Below are 23974 nucleotides of genomic sequence, written 5' to 3' on the forward strand. Positions count from 1 at the left end.
TGCTGGAATGATTATGAGTTTTCTCTAAGGGCAGCGGTGATCGTATCCGTCACTATTTTCGTTGAAGCTTCAACGCTGCCCTCGTTACGACATACAAACCAACCTTGCTGAACGATGGCTCGCTCAAAGGCCGCCGAACAATCTACATGCTCCTGAAAATTTCTGATCACAACGCTGCTCAAGCCTCGGGGTCGGCACTCCGCACGCGACCACGATATATCCGGAGAAGCCAGGACACCGACATGTAAATCAGGCACTCGAACCTTTCGGTCGATGTTCAACTTCAGGATTTCCGAAAATGGAGTAATCTTTCGAAACGCAGCATCAGATGGATACCAGCGGTCAATCAGGATTATGGCGTCTGCGGGTTGCTGGTTCAAAACGTTCGCCGATATCCATGCTCGCCCATCCGCAAGTCGCTCACATATCCGACGCTCCAGAGTGGAGCCAGGCCTGACCACAAGCTCCTTGATTAGATCCAGTATTTCATGGCGATAAGGGTCAACCTCCTTCTCACAGAGTGAAACCACAGGTTGCTGCCCACGAACTCGTAGCACTTCGGCAACCGATTCAAGGACTGTAGTCTTGCCAGTAGCCTTCGGGCCGTCGAAAGAAAGGAAGAATTGGCCCTTCAAGCGGCGACCACTCCTGCGTCCAGTGACTGTGTCGCAGCAATCTGAGAGGGCTGGCCGCTGATGCTTCCGTCCCTATAGAGAGAAATGCCTACGCAGCCGCTGGCGCGAGCATTGAGAATCGCTGCCGCAATATCATCCACCGTACTGCTGGCGGGGAGATTGATTGTTTTGGAAATTCCACCATCAATAAACGATTGAAAGGTCGCCTGGGTTTGAATATGGTCGCTCGGACTCAAATCGTGCGCGCGCACCATTGCCAGCCTGATGATGGGCGGAATCTGCTCAAGATCAGCAGGTAAGACCCCATTCATTAAAGAGTTGGCAACCTCAGCAATCGCGTCTTCCGCCATTCCGTGCTCACCGAGCAATCGACGAAGCGTAGGCTGCATCTGATTGATAACGCTGCCGTCGACGGTCTGCCGTGTAACATAACTAAAAATTGGCTCGATACCGCCCGACACGTTGGCAAGCAAGCTGAGGGTTCCATTTGCAGCGATAGCCATTAGTGATGCGTTGCGACGCAATGGTTCGCCGGCACGGAGTAAAGAAGGGTCACAGCTACCCCGAGCGGAGGCCAATGATTCGCTAGTGGCCCTGGCGGTTGACTGCAAAAGCCCCATGACTAAAGCAGCAAAATCTAGGGCCTGGCTGCTCCCATACCTTATGCCCTGCATCAGAAGTGCATCGGCGAATCCCATTACACTGAGTCCAATTTTGCGACTTTGCATGCAACGCTCTGCAACAGTCGTAGATGCGTGATCCTGAATATCGTGAAGGTTGTCCAAGCACCGTACGGCCACATCTACTGCCACTTTAAAGCGATCTTCATCGAATAGACCCTGACTGACAAATCGAGAAGCGTTTAACGAGCCAATCAGAGAAGACTCATTCTCCCGTAAAAGCGACTCACCACACACATTCAGAATCAGGCGCTCCCCATTGGGAGATCGCAGGGACTTGTGCTCGCCGAAAGCAATCGCGGGTCTACCGGTCTTGAAAATGGAGGAGCATACCGACCTCCATATACCAACAACGCCCGACTGCTCCGCAGACAAAGCGGCGAAAAAAGGAGCATCCAGCTCGACGTTCGTGTGGGTGATTTCTAGAGAGCTGCTCATATCGATGAATGGCCCCACCATAGGGTGATCGACGTGAAGAGTTACGGCGCTGTGAGCCTTGCGTTTACGATTGGGGTTTAGCGCCGCCGTTTGGCTCTCAATAAACATCGTCATGGCAACGGGGTCATCGACCGATGTCAAGTCGTAGCCAATACCCCCGCACCCATCGTGGATCTTGCCTGCAATCGCCATGGCTTCAGCATCCACAGGCGGAGCCAAAACGTGACATGCAAACAGGTTCGTAGAGCTGCTGTGCTCACTGTTCATCATTACAGGAGAGTTGGGCAGGAATGCACCATCAAGCAGCAAAAGATGCAGTTTCTCAGCTAACGCGATGGATTCGGCTTCCGAGGCGTAACGGCGCTCGACTTCAGTGAACATTCGCACAACACGACGAGGAAGGTCTGCCCAGTCGTAGTTGCTAGTGTTTTCGAAGAAGCGAGGAGCCAAAATATCGAGGTATGGGTTGTTGAGCGCCCAATTTGGGATGGTATGGCATGCCACGTGTTTCGTCTGATCCATAGATGTCTAATGAGCCCCGCTGAAGGGGGACCCAACTCCTGTATTGATTAAGTAGCGCGCCACCGCAGATCCGGCGAAACCAATGTCTACCAAGACTATCGGCCTGGTAGGTGCTTTGCTAAAGGGCGACTTACCAAATGTCAGAGGTGAGAGACGTCCTTGTCTGCTTCACGCAGACGGTCTAGTACCCAATGCCGGACGTCACCAGCCCCCAATGGGCCGTCCTGATAAAGTCGTGGGTCCGGGTCGAATGCTGTTTCGAATATCTTCACGCCTTCCAGGCGCTGCCGGGCCGCTTCTAGCAGACGAGGCTTGTCGGCTGGACGTGGAAGATCCACCTTGTTTAGACATACCGCGATGGGCCGTCCGAAGGTCTTCAACTGCCGAAGGCGCGACACTTCTACATCGCTAATACCCCGGGTCAAATCCACCACCATTAGAAATACATCCGTATGATTGAGGTGATCCTGAGTCAGGCTGTTCACATCCATATTCGTATCGTTAAACCCCGGAAAGTTGACCACCCGGAGGGCATCGTTGTTGCCCCAGTTGTAGACTTCGGTCTGCTGCGTGGAGCCCGCCACCGGATGGATGTTGTCCGTGTCTATGCCGAACACCGCCTTGAAGAGTGCGTCCTTGCCAACCGAGCCTTCTCCCACCACCCCAACCGTGATGCGCTTGAGAACTATCTGCCGCAGCATTGCTACGTGAATCACCGCTGGAACCGTTTTGCGGAATGCCGGGCCTGCAATTTCCACGGCCAGCCAGGCGCCGGAAGCGATCCAGCCAATCGGGCCTAACGCCATACCAATAGAACGGGTAATGGCTGCGTTAGTGGCAAAGCGCAGACCGGAGCCTAACAACGCCCGAGAAATCATGTTTGCCAGCACCAGCGAGCCTTTGTAGATAGCGAAGCCGCCGAATTCCTTGAGTAGCACCTGGGTCAAAATCACCCCCGCTGAGGTGTACGGAATATCTTTCCCAGTAACACCTAAGGTGCTAAACAACTGGCGCTTTTCATCCTCAGACATTTTGTCCAATGCATCGGCGAACAGCTTCTTGATGATGAACGCCTCGTTCTCTTCTACAGAGTTCGTCTTATCGATGCCGGGTGTGCTCAGCTTGTGCCCCACATCACACAGTACCTCCGCGTAGGGCACCCCGTCACCGCCGCGAAACAGTGTGGCGATATCGTTGCTCCCCATCTTACGGAGATAGTGTGAAATTTCCATGGCGTCCTGCTGGGTGCTGTCTTTGGACAGTCTGAGCTTGTCCTTGGGCATACCCAAGTATTCCAGCAACGGCAATACATCATTGGGATCGTAGGCCAACGACCGTTGCAACACTTCCGACAAATCCAGATGCTTATTCGTAGCCATGTGTTAACCCTCATTATTGCGGCGCAGGCACGCAGCAGCACCTGCGCAAAATGTAATTTCGATTAGTTGGAAGAGATGTCGAACACGAAGTCGCCATTGGGCAAGGGCGCAATGGAAATGCGCACTTTCGCGGCACAGGCCCCGACGCAATAACCGATGACGCCACCGGCAACAGCCCCGCTAACACTGGCAATACCATAACCGATGGACGCCCCCAGCAGCGCTCCGCCCCACTTGAAGCGCTGGGTACGCTCTAAGGACGCCTCTACTAACTCCACCCGGATCTTGTGGGCCTTGGCGAATTCACTCACCAACCCCATCAATTCGGACTTCAACGATGCTGGAATGTACAGCCGCCCATTGCCCTTAGCCATGATAAATGCGCGGGCGATAGCAAAGTATTCTTGCAGGGTACGAGGTTGCATAGCGGAACTCCTGTTTAGTCTGTAGGTGCCCAGGTCGGGCTACACAGGTATTAGCGAGGAGCGTGCCAAGTCTTGAATTTATTTTTTATTGTTATTTTTCAACATATTATGAATATGACCGCCACCCTAAAATCTTATGTATGATGAACCTTTAGATACCTCATGAATCATTAGATTGAGATTTATTCATGAAAAGCTCTTACCGCTACATATCATTCTGCACTCCGACTATCGCCAATCTTTCGCAAAACCCGCCGGTACACGCAGCAGCGTTGCAGGACGACCAACTCATCCTGAAAGGGAGCGATCCTACTGAATCAGCGGGCTTTGCACTTCTAGAACGATTGATTACCCAGGCCCGAACTCAGGAATGGATTCACTACCTAGATACCGAACTGAAAAGTGACATCCGCGCCAACAAAGCCTCGGCGGCGCACATGCAAGATCTGCTGGAAATGCTCAAATCGCTCGACTACGCGGTCATTGCACAGCACAGCAAGCGATTGCTCGACCAGGCGCAACTACAGTTCGAACACCTGCCCCCTGGCCGGGATCGCCAACTCATTCACGCAGCACAGCGCATCATGACCCGACATACCGTGTTCGTGCTGCCGAGCTACAAAAGCCAGATACCTGCCGAACATCCCTGCATAGAGATGTTCAGCACCCTCCTTTACCAAAGTCTGGAAGGTGGAAACGAGACCATCGGCATACTGCGCGGCACTAAAGGCGACTCAGCCATTGGGCCGAATATTCATGACGAGGTAATGCAGAATCTACTGATGTCTACGTCCAGCCTCGCACTTTCTGAACACCGCGCTCAGAAGCCGGGCCCGATTTTGATCGCTGGGCAAACCGGCACTGGCAAAAGCATGGGGGCCCGCCAGATAGCACGAAAACTTAAAAAGCGCTTCGTCACCTTGAACCTGGCGGCAGTAACCGAAGAGTTGCTAGAAAGCCGCATTCGCGGCCACAAAAAAGGCGCATTCACTGGGGCGACGGAAGATTCGCAGGGCATATTCGAACTGGCAGACGGAGCGGTGCTGTTTCTGGACGAGCTGCAAAGCGCCAGCCTTCCAGCACAAACCCAACTTCTCGACCTACTTAGCGCGATAAGCGATAGAGTTTCCATCAGCCCCATGGGCAAAGAAGGCGCGCCGCGACAACTGAACGTAAAGTTAATATTGGCGGTAAACCGCCCCCTATCCGAACTGCTAGAAGAAGGAAAACTGCGCTACGACCTGTTTCACCGGGTGCGTAACGTGGTGCGCCTCCCCTCACTAAACCAGCGCTTTGACGGCCACGACACACAGGAGCAAACCAGCCCTTACCCCACAGCCAGCAGTACCAGCGGACTTCACAACAACCCCCAAGCAAATTTCCAATTTATCCGCGCCCTGCTCACCCTTTACCGGTGGAATTGGCAAGACAGCGTGGACATCACCGATCTATTCGACAAAACCAGCGATGTAGCTTTGCCGCAGCCCTTCTTTCGTATTAGCAACGAAGCTCTGGCATGCATCAGTAGCTTTGACTGGCCGGGAAACTTCCGTCAGTTCGAACGGTTTTGCCACGACCTATTTGAAGAAGCGAAACTTCAGTCCAACGATGAAATAGACGACACTCTCATCAGCACCCTATTGAAGGAAGAACGCACTCGCGAGGGGCACGAAACCACAATCGCTGATCCACAACCCCGTAGTCAGGAGCAGCAAAAACTCAACTATGTGCAGCGAGTGCTGATAAATAACCGTTATGTCATTTCCCGAAGTCTGAGCGAACTTACTCACCTCAAGCTCAAATCTCGCGCGGCACTCCGCGCCTACCTGCTGCAAAATGAAGACATCCTAGAATCACAAGTTCGCGAACACACAGCCATTGCTGCCTTCTTGCATGGCAAGCGCGGCTAAACCACAAGCCTTCATATCCTGTACAAGATCAGTTTTGAGTCGACATTTGACACTGGTCGGACATCTCTCTACAGGATGAGAAATCGCATCTGACCAGCCGCATGAATTGCCATTGGCCAGCCGTTTGTATTGGACATGATCACTCATTTGCATTGTACTTGATCAGACTCGCCCCCCCCCTCCCCCGCTTGCTGGGGTACACACGGCCCTCCAGAGGCTGCTGATCGTGGCGTGGATGCAGGATCAGAGTTGAAGCGCCTACCAAAACCTCAGATTTGGCTAGAGAAAAGGATAGTAAACTTGAAATCGACTCGGATTCAACGGATCTTGGCTCAAGGTCACTTTGATGGGCTGTGCCTGATTTACTCTCTGTTCAACGCGTACAAATCGCTAAGAAGTCCTAGCGAAAGAGCTTCAGATTTTGCGTTCAGGAACTCAAATTTTTGGAAACGGGTGATTAGTAACACGCCGTCCCTCCACAATTTCGTACTGGGCGAAGGTAGTGACTTCGGGAAGCTCAGGAACGTGACAGACGCTAAGGTCAAGCAACAGTTTATCGTCACCTGCTTCCAAGTGATGACCGATGGATCCGCTGTGTCCTCGATGGTTACCCCCTCCAACATTGAGTCTCTGGCAACGATGAATTTCACTGATTCGGTGGCGATTCTCTGTGTGAAAGAGAAGGCTGAATTCGAAGAGGGTGGGATGGGGGATCATTGGGTAGCGATTGTTGGACGTGACGATGACAACGCGCTTTACCTTGTGGCTTGCTCGTACACGAACCATGCCTATGGATTCAATGAGCGAAAGGATACCAAGACGGGTCGATACTATAATACGACCATCGAAGTGGACCGCATCGCCATATCCACTTCCTACCCCGACAACATCAACGTTATCCAGCTCGTTTCAAGCTCATAAAAATTCTCAGCAGTACTACGGGCAATGCGCCGCAGGCATGGTTGACGCGCTTTTGAGGATTTTTCAGTTCAAGGAAGTTAAAATGTCTTACCAATTTTACGGAAAAAACGCCCCCAAAAGCATTTCATGCATCAACGTTGAACCATTTTTGGATAAATTATCCGAAATCACCGGAAACTTTACCGCTATACCTGAACATTTTTTTAAAGTTTGGAACGCGATATGGTGGATTGACGTTACAAGTAGCTTTCCCGAACTTAAAGAAAAACTGGCTGAATATGCATTACTGTGCCAAATACCGCCCGACCTAGATCAATATATAAATTACGAAGTTTCTAAGCTTACTATTACCCAACGCTTTCATGTGTTAGTTACGTTGCTAGAAAGTGAAAACCTGACGAAAACCTTTGAGAAATATAGCGACCCTGAAAGCTTTAATTGGTATATGACTAGCTTTAATCTCTACAGAAACGGTGATTTATCCGAAGATGTGTTAGAGCGCATGTCAAAAGGGCTTAGAGATTTTTGTTATGAAATAGGTCACTTCCAGACCGCGCTTCACTCGATAGTTCCCAAACGGGATTCAATTATCCAGGTTTTTTCTACTCAAAATATCCGATACGCAACGGGTGAGCTGAATTTCGATAAAATACTTAAGGTTATGAAATCTCAGTTTGGTGAGCCTCATAATGGGTACATCGCATACAAGGGTGTCATTATTGGACGCTTGTTGAGCCAATACTCAACGGTTGCGACGAAACCAAACTCAACTGCGGTGGGAATGAGCCTTGAAAAGGCTGTGTTTGATCTTTATAGGGTAATCGGTTATACCGTCTCGGAAACCAGCGCAACGGGTGATTTTGGCATAGACATTCTTGCTCAATCGAATACCGAAAAAATCGGAATCCAATGCAAGAACTATTCTGGAGCGGTAGGTGTGGAAGCCGTAATGCAGGCACACTCAGGTGGGCATTATTATGATTGTACCCGATTCATCGTTTATAGCACCAGCGGATTCACCTCAGCGGCTCTGGAGATGGCGAGCAAGCTCAAGGTCGAGCTTCTGACTTACAAAGGTTCTTAATGTGAAACCATCATTGGGACATGACGTCGGCGTAAGCGCCCAGCAGAATAAAACAGGAAGAATGCCGGCAGTGCTAAGGCCGGCAGACTTTAGTGAGATGAGCGAGAGCACATATCGACAGTGATCGGTGGCTATTAACCACTCCCCCAAATAGTTTAGCCAAACCCAAGGCTTAGACTACTATCCGCCATCTATCAATGCGAATTACCCACCGGCGATAGCAACCCGCCGTTTATGCCGAATCTGGGGATGATTGTTCACCCGCTTCATTTCAAAAAGATCAATTGCTGCCAGCAAATCGACGAGTCGTGGATAGCCGTAATTTCGAGCATCGAAGGATGCCTGGTTGCCTATCCGACTCCCCACTACACTCAATTGCGCCCATCCGTCTTCATTCTCAGCGTACGCCACGGCATTACGGAGCAGATTCAAGAGCTTCGTGTCTCCTTTCAACTCGTTCGCAGTCTTCCTGACAAGGGCGCCGGACTGAACCGCGCTATCTGAAATCGCTTTTTTCCCCGCTAGCACAGTTGCTGATACTTGCTGATCGTCGCTCATCAGGTATTGGTCAAAATACAAAAATCTGGAGCATGCGTTTACAAAGGGCTCCGGCGCCTTCCTCTCACCGAAGCCAACAACCTGTTTGCCCTCGGCTCGAAGTCTCATGACCAGAGGCGTGAAATCGCAATCAGAGGAGACGAGACAGAAAACATCCACGGGCTTGTTGAATAGTACGTCCATTGCATCCACGGCCATGGCCATATCCGTAGCATTCTTACCCTTGACCAAATCAAACTGTTGCACTGGCTGAATCGCGTGCTCATGAAGGACCTTGCCCCACGGGTCCAGGGAGGGACTTTTCCAGTTTCCGTAGGCACGTCGGATAGAGACGGCGCCATAAGATGCAAGCTCCGCCAGGACGCTACCAAGCTTTTTACTTGGGGCGTTATCTGCGTCGATGAACATCGCGACGTTCAAGTTCTGTAGTTGATTGCTCATGAAAAAATCCCTTTAATTCCAGAATGAAGGCCGCCGTCGATATAAGGCAGACGATCCGTATTACTGGCCAGTCCCGTATTTACAAAACAAAGATGATTACGCATCGGCATTGGCCACGTAGCACAACCGAAAGCCCACTTTGGCACCTTTGTAGCTCATGCTGCTGTGAACAGGGCATAACGCTCGTTCAACTCCTCCCCCCCTAATACTTTGGTGGGTTGCCGTGCAGCCTGCGGGGGCTTGCTGATGGCGGTGATCCGCAAGCCACTCAGCAAATCCCGCCGTCGAAAGAAACGGCAGGCCTTCACTATTGATTACCCAGTTCAGACTGGCGCCGAATCGCATGACACCGTCCACACGCTCTACATCGCTAGAGTTCGTACCAAGTTCTCCATCGCTACCAACTACGCCCCACCCCATCTGCTCATAGATAGGGTCATTCGGACGCTCACCCGATTTCACCTTAAAACTGCGGACAGTGTTGATGGCTCGAAAGTTGATCGATGGCGGTGGAGTGATTTGGCGCCACTCCTCAATAGTCAAAAGACGGACTGGCAACCCACTATGTGTCTCAAAGTCACGGCAATACGCAACAGCATCGAGCCATGTAAGAGCTATGGGAAGCTCGTCCGGGTCACACGAGTTTAGAGCCTCCAGATCATCAAAATGGTCAAAGTGAGCCAGATGGGCCTTTTCTGCACGCAAGCTCCTCCAACCGGTTCGCGAGCTAAACGCCTGGAATTCGGCAATCGTTATCAGCGGCGACACCATCAAACAGCGCTCATTGATACGATGCGCGAAAAAATCGCCGTGAACGCGACCCGAGGGCTGGCGAGGCATTTGAAAACCCTGCGCAGCTACTAGTTCACGCTCAATCAATGCCTGGTACCCAGGCCAATTGGCCGCAGTACCACCGTTAGCGTAATGCCGAGACTCAGCGTCGTGCTCTAACCGCTCGCGCCAGATTGCTGTCGAGTAATACAGATGCCCTAACAGCTTGCCTTGGTCCATTGCTGTCGGGACTTCACTCTGCACGAAGAAAGGATGGAGAGAGTTCGTCGAAAGTGCCTCATCGCGCTGATCACGGATCACCCAGTCGAAGGTGCCATCCTGCCCTTTCAGGAAAATAACATTTACGTTGCCAGGTACAGGTATCACCTCGACCCAACCAGCGCTGCTGCTCTCGATCTCCGCACGGAACAGTTGAAACAGACAAAGGTCCCATTCCCGGTCGCTCTCAGTCGTGTTGTAAACCCGCATCACTGGCTCGCCAGTCGATGGCTGCATGAGATTGCTACCCAGCAGGTTGAACATACCGTCGACGTGCTCCCTGACGGAGTTGAGCATGAGCATCCGCCCAGTCAAATCGAGATAACTCAGTGCGCTTTTTTCGCTCATATGTACGGCGCGAAGCACCACCTGTTCACTGTACTGCTCACAGAAGTTGTACCGCTGCTTGTCGTTCACGAAATATTTTCCAGCAAGCGTATCGATGTCGATTCGACCGTAACTGGATGCGGCAAACAATGGTGATCCCACGCCGGTAAACATCCGCTGAGGAATGTCCATACTCGAGTTGAACAACCTGTCGGCCACCTGCTGAGCAGCAAGAGGTGTGAAGGCTGGTGTCGCCCATTTGATGAGATCGACAGGACGCGACATTCCGTGCTCGTTTAGCAGGGCAATGATTTTTGGCTGTTCAATCGTAAGCCAATGGTCATAGCTCTTCGCACCGAGTGCCTTAGCGAGGGAGTCCAGCAGAGCAGTTGGTTTGAGGGAACGTTTTTTCGACGGTTTGTCCGCGCGCGGGAGGTGCTGCTGACGCAATCTGTTAACAGCATCACGCAGATGGTCCTGATGCAGTCCACCTATACGGATCGACCATTTGCGATTGACATCAGACGGGGCGTCACCTGGGCGATCAGTTAAAACATAGGTGTCACGGGTAGCGCAAAGAAATTCTAGCATCGATTTTTATCTCTCCAAAAACCACGGCACATAGCACCGCATCGCCTCAGGCAATAGGGAATGGTCAACAAGGATTTGGAGAGAGAAGGTCATGAAAACCTTTAGAGCCGATCAATCAAGGAGGCGACTTCTTGACCGTGGTTGCTCAGTTACCACTCACCATCGAGGTGATAGCGAGTAGTGTAAGGCGCACTGTAGAGTTTTTTCAATAGCATCCACGCATGTTTGATCCGCAGGCAGATTCAATGCCCACCTATCGCAACCGCAAAAGCGCAATGTTTACAGCCGATCCTTTACTCGCTTGCAGTGGCCTGTAGGAAGCAAAATCCGTGGTCACTTCAGTATGTGGATGGCGATATCCCTGGTGATCGGGATTCGAACTAAACACGCTGAACATCGGCTGTATTTTATAGGCCAACCCGGCATGCCAGTTTGCTTTAGCCCCATGGTGCATGACTTGTAGGAGCGAAAGACCACTCACACGGTGAGCCCCCAGAAAAGCCTTCATGCTATCAAACCGTAGCGGTGTATTGAGGTAACCATCACCGGTATAGAGCACGCCGCCTTTGCATATCGAAATCGGCACACACCATAGCCTCCGAGGGGGCAATGGCCTGTCTACTTCCGAACCCCTGACCCACATTTTGCCCAGTTTCGATCCTATTGGGCCACCGTAAAGAAACAGCGAGATGAGGTTCTGATTTTCTTTCTGGCCCTTGAAGTTGAATTCTTTAGCATAGAGATCCTTTAATTCCTTCAAGGCACGGGTAGTAATAGCTTTTACGCTACCCAGCAGTTTGTCGCGAATATGTGAAACGCGATCACGAAATATTCGAGAAGCCATCGGTGCCAACTGCGCATCGTTGTATGGCAAAAACTCCCAACACCCCGCAATCACAATCCCTCTACCATAGGTAATAAATGCTACGTCCGTCCGTTTCCCTGCTGCCCGCGCCATATTTTGGAAGTCAAATCTTTTGTCATCCACATCACTCAGACCGCTCAAATCCTCGGTTTCAACCTTCACGGGGATAGAACCTGAATCTTGAGGATCCGCATCCCTATCGTTTACCACTGGTAGTTGTAGTGGTCGTCGAGGTGGACCGTCTCGCTCTGGGGGCGACTCGTCGATAGAAGGACTGCCTGATACGAACAAAATACGTTTGACTTTAGCCTCAGGAACCGCAGCGATGAATGCAACCGGATTTACCAAAAATCTCGTCAATCGTGAACTGTGCGCCCGGTGGGCGTGAAAACCGATAACAAGCCGCTGCCACAAGGGTACGTACGGTAGCAAAAGATCACCCACATCGAAGCGCTCCAGCAGCTTTACGAGACCGCTGATGTGATCAGAATCGAAATGGGAGATGGTCACTAGGTCAAGGTAGGGCCGCTGCCCTTCGGGCGTCCGAATGCTATGATCCAAGTCGCTGAGCGAGCTGTCGAGATAGTGCTGTGCCGAATCAGTTCCACAATCGTAGACCCAATTGAATGCACTACCGCCAGACTTCGGAAGCGGGTAAATGCTTCCCGAACTGAACAACCCCTGGCCCACACCATGAAACCTAATCCGGACGTCCATACCCAATCTCATTACGTGTGAAATCCTGTCTCAATGCAGAAAAATGGCAAGACCATAAGGTAACTGCGGGCAGGCCTATATTGATAGCGAAAAGCCAGATCCCTAGTAAGAATCTCAACCTCTACCTTCTTGGCTTCCGAAACCGACTCGGTAAACCCGCCTGTCGAAGCAAGTCACCCCCACCCACCACTTTGGTGATGACCAATCTTGAGTTGAAAAACTGGAGTTCGTGAACATTCACCAATGGTGCTACCTTCAGAATGCAGTTCTGATCAGTTTGATCACGGGGTAATCGGTAAGTGGAGCGCAATGACGGATCTTTTCGTTCTTCACACGATGCTCAGCGCTGACGCACAATTCGACTTAGCTACCGAATACGCTAGAGGAAGTGCTCAAAGGATTAATTCGCCGATGGCTGCAATTCAATTCCGTGATCACGCCCGACTCCTGAATTCTAAGTGGCTTTGCGCCATATCTTTTGGCGAGGAGGAGCATAGGCGAGCTAAGCCTGCTACAACGACCTTACGTGATTCGCCTCGACGATGAACAGAGCGCCCTAGAAACTTCCCAATCGATGCCTGCTTTTTACTAAGGGTTCATCGCAGGTATGGTCGTGAGAAGCAAAAACTAATGCGTTATGACGTTACCATGCGACGCCACCCTAGGCTGTCTGATTGGAGAGTTTGTTGGAAACTACGGCTATACAAGCTGTATCCCGACCGCTGCGCGAAAATGCCCAGCAAGGGCGGTCGTTGCCAGGGCCCATTTCAACGAAAATGACCGACTGGGCGGCAGCGACGGCGAAGTATAACTAACGAATATTATGAATTCCCGCTGTTTGAAATTAAGTTTCGCTGACCAATCGCCAGCGAAACCACCAGTCTTTCCCGGTGCCAGCCATCTATTGAAACAACAGGATTGTTGCAAGTTAATAGTAGCACGGTTTTTTGCCCATTACTTATTGTAAACCCTTAAAATATTTTTACGCTTTTGCAAAATAAATCTACCAATGGAAACCTCCTATCGCCCAATCCGGCCACTGGGTACATTCCGCGTAACGGGTCACGACAATCCAAGCTTGCTTAGAGCACTTCAATTGCAAAAAAAATAAAGTCTCAATCTTGCCAAAAGCCAATAAAAAAATAACAGCCATCGACACCCACCAACCTATGTAAATTGTGAAGTTCCAACCTAATAGTCCACACCTCTAGAAAAAAGTACGAGACCTTCATAGCTAAAACACTTTAAGCAACACAAACCCTCTTAACGAAAAGACAAATACCGTTCTAATCGTCGCAACACTCGCAAGCAACCGAAAGAAGGACCAAAGCCTCAGGACCAACCAATAATCACACAACATATAAATACCCAAAAGCACACCACCACAGTCGAGATATTTAAATGTATAATTAGATAAAGATATTTTCAGCAAGCTATGTTCCAAGCTTCAAAAATGAATTTTTGGCGCATGAAACTGCCAGTGCTCAAAATCTTCGATTTCTGCGCATTTATAATAACAACAAGAGAAAAAGCATGATCATCGATCTGACCAAGAAACAAAGTGGCCGACCAAAAAAGGCGGACACGGAAAAAGCATCGCGACGTATCACAATGCATCTCAACGAACGCGAATTCGAGCAATTTAACCTTAAGGCTGAAATGAGCAAATACAAAAGCCTTTCTCGCTTCGCCAAAGATTATACCTTTGACAAATTAGAGAGGAGTATGGGGTACGAGCGATATATAATTCACGAGATAGAATCTCGAAATGATTACATAGAAGCCTTACTAAGCAAAATTGAAAACTTGAGACTACTCAGCCTAAACGTTCGACTTCCCGCTGAACTGACCACCAGCTTATCAGAGCTTGAACACTTTGCAATCAGAGGAAAAATTTTTAAACCTGCCACCCCCAAAAAACTGTAAAGAATCACAAATAATAATAACAATAATGAGCATATATTATGATTTACAAAAAAGCCCACACATTCCAATCTTGCGAAACTCTTATACGCTACATCTTTGCAGCAAATACTAAAGAGATCGACAAACGACCGTTCATAGAGTACCTCGGTGGAAGCGCCGTAAGTGGGTCCCCGTTCAAAGGATACAGAGGCGATATTAGAGTTGTTGACACCAGAGAGTTAGAGAACGAGTTTAATATACAAATACAACGCTATCACGGCAATGGGGAAAAGCTTATAGAACATCACGTTCTATCTCTACCCGCCCAAGACCAACTCACACATACTGAGTTTGAATCGCTCACGAGGGAATTCTTGGAGGGCATGGGGGTCGATAATAGCATGATGTGGGTTGCAGCTTGCCATAACGACACTGATCATAGCCATGTCCATATCGCACTGTGCCGAGTCCAATTACGATTCGAAGATAGCAGCTTAGCATCCCATTATGGACTCTTAGCCAACAAGAACGATTTCGAGCGCGGCATGGAGATGGTACGAGTCCTAGAGCAAAAGTATGAGCTAACGCCGACTCTTTCTCCTGGAGATAATGTAAATAACAAAAACCAAGCGTCAATCATTCGTGCAATCGCTAAAAGCACTCTGTCCAGCCATCCTGAAACGGTAAGTGACTTCTTACATGCAATGGCAAAGCGCGGCGTGCAGATAAAGCCCGTGCTCACTACCACAGGAGAAATCAAGGGTCTCAGCTATAAGCTTAACTCTGAGGACGGCAGATGGATAAGCGGAAGTAAGATCATGTCAACCGTGCTAACGTTCGGGGCCCTGTGTGGAAGACTAAACTACTCCCCTGCTCGCGACGAAGCCACCCTGGGACTCGGTGCGAACCCTACGCTCCCAGCAGTATCGAAGTTTGAGCGGGATGTAAAAACTGTAAGCGTCGGCATGATGACCTCAGTAACCCATCTGTCAAATCAAGCTCGTGAATTCATTAATCGAAATAATCGAGAAGGTGTAATTTCCATAGAAACCGATAATTATTATAAAATCGGCTTCAAATTTAACTTTAACTTTACCCCCCAAACCCGCCCCAATGGCAAGAACGAAATGAAGACCTGGGAAACCATTGTCAATCTTGGCACCAAAAACATGCTACGCCTTTTGCAGAAGCATTTTCAGACGCCGATATTCAAAATATTCTTACTACCACCGAATAATATCAAGCCATCAGGTACTATCTCGATTCAAAACCTGACGATAGAAAACCTAGAAGAAAAACTGAATAAGACTCAAATGTATTTTCGCGATAACGGCCTTATTGAAGCCTTGGATAGAATAGGATTACTAATACACCCACAACGCTCACTACCCACCGAAAAAGCACAATTTCAAAACCTCATTGCTACTCACGAGAATTGAAAATAATACTTTCGAACAGAAAACATTAACTCCAACCTCAAGCGCATATGTTACAATTGAAAAATAAAAAACAATAAAAAAGGCACGCGTATGTATATAAAGCTCACCCAAAATTGCGACCGCTGCATAGTTCTCAAAACCGTTAGCTCAAGCATTGTGGCTTATGACGAAAAAAGCAACCTCATAAAAGGAGCCAGGAAAAACTCTACGGTTAAAATTGCTGAGTTTAGTCACGAACAAAAAATAGAGCATTGCGAAATACCTCCTGAAGACGCCGAGAGATTCACAAATTGGCGAGAAGAGCAAATTCGTCGCATACACATTGCGCTTCTAGGCAACGCTTCAGAAGGGATGCACGGCGGTATACCTCAAGCAAAAACCAAATCAACGATGGGTAAATCTGAAATTAAGATCGGTGAGTTTAGTGGCGTGATACTTGGTGGAATTTTAATAAACCCTGGTACTCACCTCACTCCAGAACTCGATCTGGACAGAGAAGGCCTCGAAGACGTTTTGATTGCAACGAGCGAAGTAAAGTCTGACTTATTGAACATATGCAAACGCATACTATATACAATTCAAACCAGCGGAAAAAAATACTGTAGCGCCGAAGACGCCCGAGAGATGCTTGTAGCTCACTCTGCGCTTGGCTGTGCATTAGATAGCCGGGGTATAGGGTATGTCATCAAAAAAGACGACTCCGCACAAATCCCTTCCCCCGCCGACCAAGGGACTGCCCTGTTCAATAAAATCAAAAAAGAGGTGCAGTTGATCAGGTGATCCGCTAAGTTGTGATCAGACGTCACTTCAGTATTTAGTCGATATGCAGCTGGTTAAGCAGTTTGGGCCTACAAACCTGATATTATCCAAAACCCGAGACGACGCTTGGGTCGTCATCTGACGGAGCTAACCCGAAATGGGAAATCAGATTGATCAGGACGCTAAGAATGGTCCGAAACGTCCAGATGGGTTCGATACCTGCGCTTACCTGAAGGCCAAAAACCAGGATGAGCTGGCTGAGCATCGCGTAATTTCGGCAGCTAAAGTTGAAGGCTTATCTCAAGAGGAGCGCGAGACTTTTGAAAAGCGATTCGGTGATGCAGCAAAAAAAATTGCGGATCAATTTGGTCGAAGCCGTCGTTATGTCTCCCCCAATGAAGAACCTCGTTAGTAACTTAAGCTAGGCAACCAACTTAGCGCTGTTAGAGTGATGTACCGATTAGAGACCCGCGATGCGGAACTTAACCAAAGGTTGCAAGGAATGCGCGCGATTAGCAGTCGCCCAGATGACAATGCAAGTTGGCTATATCGATCCACTGCAATTCTCCAGCGAGCCTTGAGCAGAAATGAGCATTCTCACAACATAGTTGCGGTGCTGAGGAGTGTACACCGTATACATATACGAGCGAGTGCTACCTCACCGCCGCCACCTTGGCGACCAGTTCCTCAATCCGTAGAAAGCGCTCTGCGTGCGTAACCAGATTTCCGTCGCCACGAGCGCGCTGCCACCCTTCCAAACGAGCCTGATTATTCTCAACCGAACGCTCAGCTCGTATGGCCTCACCGCCATATCGAATGGCGCACTCACATCCGGAGAGCAGCTTTACGATCGCGCGTCTCCGCCGACGCGCTGTGGAGATAAGCGTCGGGCTCTGATTCGCGATACAACCACCTCTAAGGTCTCCAAGACACGTGTAGAGGCTGACTACTGACTGAGTGCTTTGAGCGGATATCGTGTCTGTCAGCGCTGTCGGGCGATGGCGGCACCGATGTACCCAGATCCGCCAATTGGAAAGTGCAAATTTTGCACAATGCTAGTCACCCATGCCTAGAAATTGTGGATAGCGGCACTCAGTCTTGAAATTTTTCGACTCGGAGCCCTCTCACGGCCCTTAGCCACCGTGACGTAACGCTTTTTTTTGCTTGTAACACATCTACGTTACGTAAAAAAAATGCGTTACGGTCGGTGAAATTCTTTTTTGCGTATTGCATGGATTTCACCAGTCGCTTTCATCGGACTAGACCCGCATTCTGGGTAACCTTGACCGGCAAAAGTCGGACAAAAGAGGTTCCTAACGCCATTCATGCACAGGTACTCGCCTACAACATGAAGCGGGTTATGAAAATCCTCGGCGCCAGCAGCTTAATGAAAGCGTGGTCGACCTAAATGGCTTGGCTTCGCTGCTTACCTTGCACACTAGAAGCATCGCTGATGCCTCCACGACCATGGTGACGACCCGTAAGGCTTACCGCGAGCAACTACTCGGCTACCAAACAAATACACGCCGCTCTTGCACCCAACACCATCGCCGTTGACCAGCATTCCCTAATTGGCTGGGTCCGGCCAGTCGCCGATGACTGGACTGGCGCCACCCAAGGCAATCTCTAGTGTGACGCTGTCGAATATCTCAGACATGGCCTGGGCAAGATCATTTACCAGGGTGAATCGTTCTTTAAAGTGCACTTTTCCCCACCGTTCGCTATCCGTTGAGGCCAGCATTGGCACAATTCTTTTGGGACAGACCTCCCCCCCCCCCCAGAAACGTCCGTTACTGGCCGATAACGACTCAGGCAGAATTTCAGCCGAACCTACGTCATAGGTACGTCCTAACAAATCGTTAATGCGTCACAAAACGCACGCCATTTCGTTTCAAGGCTTCGATCAATCGTTCCGTACTTTCAACCTCGGGCGGCTGCGCGCTCGGATCCAGAACACGACGAATCGACGAAGAGTTCGCCACAGCAGCAGAATCGGGCTGCTTGGGCGATCTTATCCGAAGGCCGCGAAGCTCCGGCAGCGGCGAATCAACAGCCTGGAGATCCATTATGAATCGAGGAGTCTGCGCTGGCGCTGGATTGAGACGCTCATTAATACAAAGGATTCTGCTGAAATAGATCCAACCGATCGGGCTGATAGAAAGAATGCCATACCGACTTCCCTGCTCGGTAACCACCCACATGCTCTCGCCACGGACCTCAATCTCAACCATTCGCGATGTCTCGACGCGATGACCGTCTGCGAATTTCCCGGAGGGTTCGGCTCGAATGTGCCGCCAAATTTCGCCCTTAACGCTTGGAGGATCTTCGACGTGAGCATTCGTAAGATAGCCGGTGAACGGCAGGTCGCCAGCGTCACTTTTTAGCCTCAGGATTGCGTCATTAATGTCGCCAATCATGAAATATCTCCACGTTTAGGTGCCCGGTATGTCGAAGAGAGGATACCAGCGATTCGATAAAAATGAATGGTATACAGTGTAGAAAATACCTCAGAGCAAATTTCTCATGTCCGGATTTGCTCGGGGTATTTTGAGGATGGACGTGAAGCTCGCTTTTGGTAAGGCCTTGAGACAGATACGAAAGGCCCGCGGAATGACGCAAGAGGCGTTTGAGCCGGGCGTCGTAAGGACATATATCAGCGCACTGGAAAGAGGAATCCACTCGCCAACTCTAGAACGCATCGTCGAATTGGCCGCGCTTCTAAACGTCTCCTCAGCAGCATTACTCACCCTGACAGCGTTTTACGAGCAGGACAGCCAAGACTCTGCCAGCTTCCTGAATGAGCTGTGTGAAGACGTTTGCAACTGGATCTGATCCAGCCAGCCTGAAGATGCGCAACCCGTGCGAGCCGGAGCGGTGTAGTGATGAACCAAGAAGCCGTAGAGTCAAGGATGCGGTGCCGTGCCGTGGAATATTGCGTCGCTTTTGTGGATTTTTTCGCAGCCCTACGAGCGGCGTCATAGAAAAAAGCAGGAGCCACCTACAAGCGCGCAGGCTGGACGATAGAAATTAGCCGCCACCCTCGCATACCCATCAACAACAAAGCGCTTTAAAGGCCATATAAAAGCGTTACACCGCGACAAAACACGACACCCTCCTCATTCAAACCGACAACTGCTTGCTGAAAGTCAAAGTTAAGCGCTGATACAAAAACCAGAATTCTTACCCCACCCTCACATACAGGTCAATATAGGGAGGGTTAATTTTTCCCTTGACATACTGTATATATATACATAAAATACCTCTTAGAGGTCCTTCGCCGAACAAGCCTGGTTATCTTCCGGCAAAGCCGGGTATATTTTTGATTACAAATAATGCTTTATTAAGAATTTTTCTCATTTATTCGTACCCTCGCCACCTCCTATTGTCCAATCTTGTGGGCTGACAGCCTGAGCTAGACTGATCCGGCATACGCCTCACTGGCGGCACCCACGCTGGTCTAGTTCAGCCTTGAGAAAGGCTGGCTGAAGCACCTACCGCCTCATCAACATCGCTCTATGCGTCGGGACATCACGTTTTCCGTGATTGAACTGGCTACCACTTCTACCGAAAGCTGCTCAATTCCACTTGGCCACTGCTTCGTTAAGCGAGTCAGCACGTCATTCAGATATCTTTGTTTTTCAGTTGAGCCGATTATAGTTGCTGTCCTTTTAAGAGAGGACATACAGGCCACAGGGGATTAAGCAGTAGGAGGTGCGTTCGAGCACGCGTGATGCCCACTCGCAGGAGCCTTCGACTTTTGGGGTACGGCGGATCGTCGTCTCTCCACACAAAGGACGACCCCACTCCGTTGGCGCTCCGCTTTGCTTCTCTAACTATGATCACACCGTCGAATTGCTTCCCTTTAGCCTTGTGGATATTCATTATCTGAAGACCAGGTATTGCTTCAACCCCATCAAGAATTTGTTCCTGCGCCAAAGCTTGATCGAGGGCACCCCGAGCATTGGTGTATTTCCCGTCGCGGATCCACTCCGCTGCCAATGCGGCAGAGATGCGGTGACCACGCTTGAAGGCCACAAGGTAGTCAAGCTGGTCCGCCACTCTGAGCAACTCGCTCTGGCCACTTCCCCGCAGCGCGCCCTTCACCGCCAGCCAATCGTAAGCGGGATCTCCCGTGAACGGAGACTCAGATAGGGTCACCAGCACACCTCGCAATGCTTTTACGAGGTTGATCTTCAACTGCTTACCCTGCCTCACTTGCAGAGCCTGCGCTTTCAGCGTGGCAATAGCAGCTTTTGCCTGGCCCGTGGCATTACGGGCCGCAACGATTAGATCCATGCTAGATGCTATGTCAAAGGCTTCGTTCTCTGATTTTTTTGGCTCTAGAAGAAAGGCAGCTAACCGCGCTGAAAGCAGAGATTCTGCTTCGTCAAAATGGAGCTTATGTTGAACGGCTTTGCCAACATTAGGCCCCAGTGCGTTGAGCGCATTAGACATCCTTAAAGCGCTGCGATTATTACCGACCAGGATGGCGATCGTGCCTGGCATGGCGCCGGCCTGCGCGATAATGGAGCCATACAGCTCCTTAAGAGCACGACGCAGCAAATGATTCCAATTAGGGGTGGGATTTTCTGGGCGGTACATTAACTGTGATACACCTTGATACGGCGCCCCACGAACGACGCCATTCAACGTGTCGTTCCCGAAGCAAAGTATCTCCGAATTCGGACTACGGTGATTCTGCGTTCCCAAATCCACAGCAAAGGGCTGCAAAACCTGGCGAATCACGGAGATTCGTTCCGGTCCCACGCCAGGCAAGAAGTCAAAAATCTGTTGCTCTTGGTCAGCTAGGCACATCACCCGGGACCTCGACGCGAGAAGCTGAATATTGCCCCACGCTGGCTCGCTGGTGTCCTGCGCCTCATCCACGATGATGAGTGGGTGCTTAGCAGCGACCGATTGAAGCAGGTAACTACTGCTCTTTAGCAAATCGCCTACGTTGGTAGCAAAAAGATCGAACGCGACCCTGCCCTCCTCCCTGAACAAGCGATCACGCTCCACAAGCCAAGCAGGCCAACCTACATCATCATCGTCGATACCCGCCGATAGAGCTTTTTCATCTTGGGGAAGCAAGATAGATAGCTTAGTTGGAGCCCCAAGCAGGTAACCGTGCGCCTTAAGAATGGTCCAAAAAAATGAATGGAAGGTCTGGATTGAAAGGCAATCCTTTTCCTGCGTCGTGGACTCCAGCTTCGCCGCATCTGCGATCCTAGCAACAGCCGCACGTGAAAAACTGAGGAATAAGACGGACTGCCCTGGAAGCAATCCCTGCCTGATCCGGTGGACCGCTTTGCGCAAAGCTAACGTAGTTTTGCCGCTTCCGGGGCCGCCTAATACTAAAATGTGCTTCTCGCAGGCGATAACTGTATCGCGCAAATCACGCGCTTCGGTCATATCGGATCATCCAACCAAGCATCATCAGGCTGCGATTCCTCTTCCGCTTCTACAGGACGAGGGAACAGTTTGTAGATACCAGCCAAGAAATCTTTAGTCGCTCCGGGCAGCTCCTCATATTCGCAGTCATTAAGTAAGCGAGCCGCCCATCCCGCGCCCTTGTTACTTCCAAGAGCCTGCATCGCCAAAGACCTTACCGCAGCATCACTTGGCTGTAGCTCAGGCACCATCACGTTTCCACTCTCGTCGCTGATCCTCAGATCGAGTAGAAATGACCAAAGACGTGACGCTGGAACCTCAGCAGCAAGCAGACCCTCGAAGCCCTTGTAGGGGTGTTCAGTGTTTATCTCATAGGTATCGGCCAACGCTTGGAGCACCTCGGGTTTTCGATTTCCTTTGGGAAGAAGATCGTAGAAGGCAAACGTCCGAAGCCCCAACGTTTTAAAAAACTTGCCGAATTTGGGCACATTCGACTCGCCATCCGCGTCAAAGAATGCCACCCCAGAAATATCCAGCGGCTGGAGACTCGGATCCTGTTCTTCCATGCGACGAGCAATCACTGGCATAGCATGCAGCTCGGTCACCCCCTCAACGACGATGACACCGCGACTTAACATGCACTCTGAAAGCCCCGACTTAGCGAATCGTCTGTAATCATTATCTTTAAGTCCGGTCGCATCCGAGACTTTCCGAGATGTGACAGTACCTGCGTCCTGTCGGGCAAGCAGCAGCGTTTGACTAGGCTCAAACTTCTCGATCACAAAGGGAGAATGAGACGTGACGAACGCCTGCGTCGTTTTGGTGAGAAGGTACTCGGCGATCCTTCGCTGAGTATGTGGGGGAACAGCGATCTCAGGCTCTTCCATCGCAAAGATCACATCAGACTTGAGGTCAGCAATAAGTGACAGCAGCGCCAGCACCAGGGTGTTAATCGTCCCAGTGCCGGCATGGGCAAACGGAACATGCGCCTGATCAGCGGACAGCGCCATGAAAAAGGTCAGCGTTTTCCGTAGATGCTCTCTGGTAAGTTCCGATACGTGAAGCTTCGTGGCATTGCCAGGCGATTCAAGGGCTACATATCTGGAGAGCCTTTTTTCAACTGATCTAAGGACGGGAGCTATTTCAGTCGCATCGGCTTCGATGTCTAGGCTTTGCAGCCGAGATATCGTTTTCTGCCAGAGGCTGTGCCTTACACCCTTAGCTCTCAGGATGATGTCCAGCAACGACCCCCTTTCCAAACTGAGCGCTCGCGATCCCGTCCTAAGGGTGCGTAGATACAGAAATCCGAACTGTCGCTTGATGGTCTTTGGAACAGCCGTCAACTCACCCAATGGTGCATCAGGGCTATGAGAGAAATAAGTCCTGGCGACAAACTCGTCCTCCTCGATGTCGTAGAGACCAATGGTCTCGATCCTTAGGCAAGGTACGACATCGGGTGGATTCGCAGCGTCGATTTCACCAGCCGCGAGAACGCGCTTTTCTAACAGGTGCCAAAACTCCGAGTTACCTCCACACCGATTACTGACCTCGACGCTCAACCCAACCAGGACAGCCTCGATGCGCAGGCGAATTGGCGTAGGCGGCAATCCCTCTTCTAGCGACGGGAACAGATAAATTCCGTTGTAAAAGTCATGCTCATCTATGGGGGGGAACCGATTGAGTCGATCCGGGCCTAATACCAGATCCAGAGCCTCACAGATGGTGCTTTTCCCTACATTATTCGTTCCAACCAGGAGCGTATGCCCATCGAAGCAAAGACTGGCGCACCGAATCCCGCGAAAATTCTCTATGCCGAGTTTGACGACCTTCATTCTGATCCCTCAGTTGATTCTACGAGCCACTATAGCAGTGGCACGAAATCACGAGGGGATGGATCCAAAGGCGTATAAGCCATGCCTGATGTGAGCTAGCTGAGA

At 50.3% G+C, this 23974-nt stretch carries 19 protein-coding genes; 8 read left to right on the top strand and 11 right to left on the bottom strand.

The window, feature by feature from the left end; genetic code table 11:
• Positions 1–11 precede the first annotated feature (11 nt).
• The 4 genes from LOY35_RS21370 to LOY35_RS21385 all read right to left on the bottom strand — a co-directional run bounded on the left by LOY35_RS21370 (position 12) and on the right by LOY35_RS21385 (position 4079).
• The gene (locus LOY35_RS21370) at positions 12–635 is read right to left on the bottom strand and encodes a thymidylate kinase (RefSeq protein WP_258626789.1); all 624 of its coding nucleotides are present in this window, start codon (positions 633–635) and stop codon (positions 12–14) included.
• A complete protein-coding gene (locus LOY35_RS21375; RefSeq protein ID WP_122811382.1) occupies positions 632–2275 on the bottom strand; it encodes a hypothetical protein in 1644 nt (547 codons plus the stop codon). Before LOY35_RS21375 ends, LOY35_RS21370 begins: the two co-directional genes overlap by 4 nt.
• Positions 2276–2415: 140 nt before the next feature.
• The gene (locus LOY35_RS21380; RefSeq protein ID WP_122811381.1) at positions 2416–3654 is read right to left on the bottom strand and encodes a GTPase; all 1239 of its coding nucleotides are present in this window, start codon (positions 3652–3654) and stop codon (positions 2416–2418) included.
• A gap of 62 nt (positions 3655–3716) precedes the next feature.
• The gene (locus LOY35_RS21385; protein ID WP_258626805.1) at positions 3717–4079 is read right to left on the bottom strand and encodes a hypothetical protein; all 363 of its coding nucleotides are present in this window, start codon (positions 4077–4079) and stop codon (positions 3717–3719) included.
• A 188-nt stretch (positions 4080–4267) separates the two neighbouring features.
• Between LOY35_RS21385 and LOY35_RS21390 the strand changes: the two genes are divergently transcribed.
• From LOY35_RS21390 to LOY35_RS21400, 3 genes are all read left to right on the top strand, one after another.
• Positions 4268–5989 (top strand): sigma 54-interacting transcriptional regulator, encoded by a 1722-nt coding sequence (locus LOY35_RS21390; RefSeq protein ID WP_258626812.1) that lies wholly within the window; start codon positions 4268–4270, stop codon positions 5987–5989.
• A 525-nt stretch (positions 5990–6514) separates the two neighbouring features.
• Positions 6515–6910, top strand: coding sequence for a hypothetical protein (locus tag LOY35_RS21395; RefSeq protein ID WP_258626819.1), 396 nt, complete (start codon positions 6515–6517; stop codon positions 6908–6910).
• Between the two features lie 82 nt (positions 6911–6992).
• Positions 6993–7994, top strand: a complete 1002-nt coding sequence (locus tag LOY35_RS21400) for a restriction endonuclease (protein WP_258626820.1) — start codon at positions 6993–6995, stop codon at positions 7992–7994.
• 204 nt (positions 7995–8198) lie between these two features.
• Here LOY35_RS21400 and LOY35_RS21405 read toward each other — a convergent pair whose 3' ends face one another.
• The 3 genes from LOY35_RS21405 to LOY35_RS21415 form a co-directional block, all read right to left on the bottom strand.
• Positions 8199–8993, bottom strand: a complete 795-nt coding sequence (locus LOY35_RS21405) for an NYN domain-containing protein (RefSeq protein ID WP_003347561.1) — start codon at positions 8991–8993, stop codon at positions 8199–8201.
• Positions 8994–9089: 96 nt separating this feature from the next.
• Positions 9090–10961, bottom strand: a complete 1872-nt coding sequence (locus tag LOY35_RS21410) for a hypothetical protein (protein WP_258626821.1) — start codon at positions 10959–10961, stop codon at positions 9090–9092.
• A 253-nt stretch (positions 10962–11214) separates the two neighbouring features.
• Positions 11215–12543: a hypothetical protein gene (locus LOY35_RS21415; protein WP_258626824.1), complete on the bottom strand. Its 1329-nt coding sequence runs from the start codon at positions 12541–12543 to the stop codon at positions 11215–11217.
• A 1533-nt stretch (positions 12544–14076) separates the two neighbouring features.
• On the opposite strand from LOY35_RS21415, the gene LOY35_RS21420 reads away from it, so the two are divergent.
• The 4 genes from LOY35_RS21420 to LOY35_RS21435 all read left to right on the top strand — a co-directional run bounded on the left by LOY35_RS21420 (position 14077) and on the right by LOY35_RS21435 (position 17058).
• On the top strand, positions 14077–14469 hold the full coding sequence (locus tag LOY35_RS21420) for a hypothetical protein (RefSeq protein WP_258626827.1): 393 nt from the start codon (positions 14077–14079) through the stop codon (positions 14467–14469).
• 38 nt (positions 14470–14507) lie between these two features.
• Entirely contained in the window at positions 14508–15887 is a 1380-nt protein-coding gene (locus LOY35_RS21425) for a relaxase/mobilization nuclease domain-containing protein (protein ID WP_258626838.1), read from the top strand.
• A 90-nt stretch (positions 15888–15977) separates the two neighbouring features.
• The gene (locus tag LOY35_RS21430) at positions 15978–16667 is read left to right on the top strand and encodes a hypothetical protein (protein ID WP_258626842.1); all 690 of its coding nucleotides are present in this window, start codon (positions 15978–15980) and stop codon (positions 16665–16667) included.
• A gap of 136 nt (positions 16668–16803) precedes the next feature.
• Positions 16804–17058 (top strand): hypothetical protein, encoded by a 255-nt coding sequence (locus tag LOY35_RS21435; RefSeq protein ID WP_258626857.1) that lies wholly within the window; start codon positions 16804–16806, stop codon positions 17056–17058.
• Positions 17059–18213: 1155 nt separating this feature from the next.
• Here LOY35_RS21435 and LOY35_RS21440 read toward each other — a convergent pair.
• Both LOY35_RS21440 and LOY35_RS21445 read right to left on the bottom strand, forming a co-directional pair.
• Positions 18214–18387 carry a hypothetical protein gene (locus LOY35_RS21440; protein WP_258626862.1) on the bottom strand — a complete coding sequence of 58 codons (174 nt, stop codon included), beginning with the start codon at positions 18385–18387 and terminating at the stop codon, positions 18214–18216.
• Between the two features lie 118 nt (positions 18388–18505).
• On the bottom strand, positions 18506–19063 hold the full coding sequence (locus LOY35_RS21445; RefSeq protein ID WP_258626878.1) for a hypothetical protein: 558 nt from the start codon (positions 19061–19063) through the stop codon (positions 18506–18508).
• A gap of 136 nt (positions 19064–19199) precedes the next feature.
• Here LOY35_RS21445 and LOY35_RS21450 point away from each other — a divergent pair, with 136 nt between their 5' ends.
• Positions 19200–19478, top strand: coding sequence for a helix-turn-helix domain-containing protein (locus tag LOY35_RS21450; protein WP_073638108.1), 279 nt, complete (start codon positions 19200–19202; stop codon positions 19476–19478).
• A gap of 819 nt (positions 19479–20297) precedes the next feature.
• Here the strand turns inward: LOY35_RS21450 and LOY35_RS21455 are convergent.
• Both LOY35_RS21455 and LOY35_RS21460 read right to left on the bottom strand, forming a co-directional pair.
• Positions 20298–22058: a UvrD-helicase domain-containing protein gene (locus LOY35_RS21455; protein ID WP_258626899.1), complete on the bottom strand. Its 1761-nt coding sequence runs from the start codon at positions 22056–22058 to the stop codon at positions 20298–20300.
• Positions 22055–23869 (bottom strand): ATP-dependent endonuclease, encoded by a 1815-nt coding sequence (locus LOY35_RS21460; protein ID WP_258626901.1) that lies wholly within the window; start codon positions 23867–23869, stop codon positions 22055–22057. Before LOY35_RS21460 ends, LOY35_RS21455 begins: the two co-directional genes overlap by 4 nt.
• Positions 23870–23974 lie beyond the last annotated feature (105 nt).

Origin of the sequence: Pseudomonas sp. B21-028 (assembly GCF_024749045.1) — a bacterium.
GTDB lineage: Bacteria > Pseudomonadota > Gammaproteobacteria > Pseudomonadales > Pseudomonadaceae > Aquipseudomonas.

Excerpts from the sequence above, each read along its gene's own strand:
- LOY35_RS21435 (WP_258626857.1), top strand. The coding sequence starts at position 16,804 with ATGGGAAATCAGATTGATCAGGACGCTAAGAATGGTCCGAAACGTCCA.
- LOY35_RS21405 (WP_003347561.1), bottom strand. The coding sequence starts at position 8,993 with ATGAGCAATCAACTACAGAACTTGAACGTCGCGATGTTCATCGACGCA.
- LOY35_RS21425 (WP_258626838.1), top strand. The coding sequence starts at position 14,508 with ATGATTTACAAAAAAGCCCACACATTCCAATCTTGCGAAACTCTTATA.
- LOY35_RS21450 (WP_073638108.1), top strand. The coding sequence starts at position 19,200 with ATGGACGTGAAGCTCGCTTTTGGTAAGGCCTTGAGACAGATACGAAAG.
- LOY35_RS21385 (WP_258626805.1), bottom strand. The coding sequence starts at position 4,079 with ATGCAACCTCGTACCCTGCAAGAATACTTTGCTATCGCCCGCGCATTT.
- LOY35_RS21420 (WP_258626827.1), top strand. The coding sequence starts at position 14,077 with ATGATCATCGATCTGACCAAGAAACAAAGTGGCCGACCAAAAAAGGCG.
- LOY35_RS21415 (WP_258626824.1), bottom strand. The coding sequence starts at position 12,543 with ATGGACGTCCGGATTAGGTTTCATGGTGTGGGCCAGGGGTTGTTCAGT.
- LOY35_RS21440 (WP_258626862.1), bottom strand. The coding sequence starts at position 18,387 with ATGCTGGCCTCAACGGATAGCGAACGGTGGGGAAAAGTGCACTTTAAA.
- LOY35_RS21380 (WP_122811381.1), bottom strand. The coding sequence starts at position 3,654 with ATGGCTACGAATAAGCATCTGGATTTGTCGGAAGTGTTGCAACGGTCG.
- LOY35_RS21390 (WP_258626812.1), top strand. The coding sequence starts at position 4,268 with ATGAAAAGCTCTTACCGCTACATATCATTCTGCACTCCGACTATCGCC.
- LOY35_RS21375 (WP_122811382.1), bottom strand. The coding sequence starts at position 2,275 with ATGGATCAGACGAAACACGTGGCATGCCATACCATCCCAAATTGGGCG.
- LOY35_RS21445 (WP_258626878.1), bottom strand. The coding sequence starts at position 19,063 with ATGATTGGCGACATTAATGACGCAATCCTGAGGCTAAAAAGTGACGCT.
- LOY35_RS21455 (WP_258626899.1), bottom strand. The coding sequence starts at position 22,058 with ATGACCGAAGCGCGTGATTTGCGCGATACAGTTATCGCCTGCGAGAAG.
- LOY35_RS21410 (WP_258626821.1), bottom strand. The coding sequence starts at position 10,961 with ATGCTAGAATTTCTTTGCGCTACCCGTGACACCTATGTTTTAACTGAT.
- LOY35_RS21400 (WP_258626820.1), top strand. The coding sequence starts at position 6,993 with ATGTCTTACCAATTTTACGGAAAAAACGCCCCCAAAAGCATTTCATGC.
- LOY35_RS21460 (WP_258626901.1), bottom strand. The coding sequence starts at position 23,869 with ATGAAGGTCGTCAAACTCGGCATAGAGAATTTTCGCGGGATTCGGTGC.
- LOY35_RS21430 (WP_258626842.1), top strand. The coding sequence starts at position 15,978 with ATGTATATAAAGCTCACCCAAAATTGCGACCGCTGCATAGTTCTCAAA.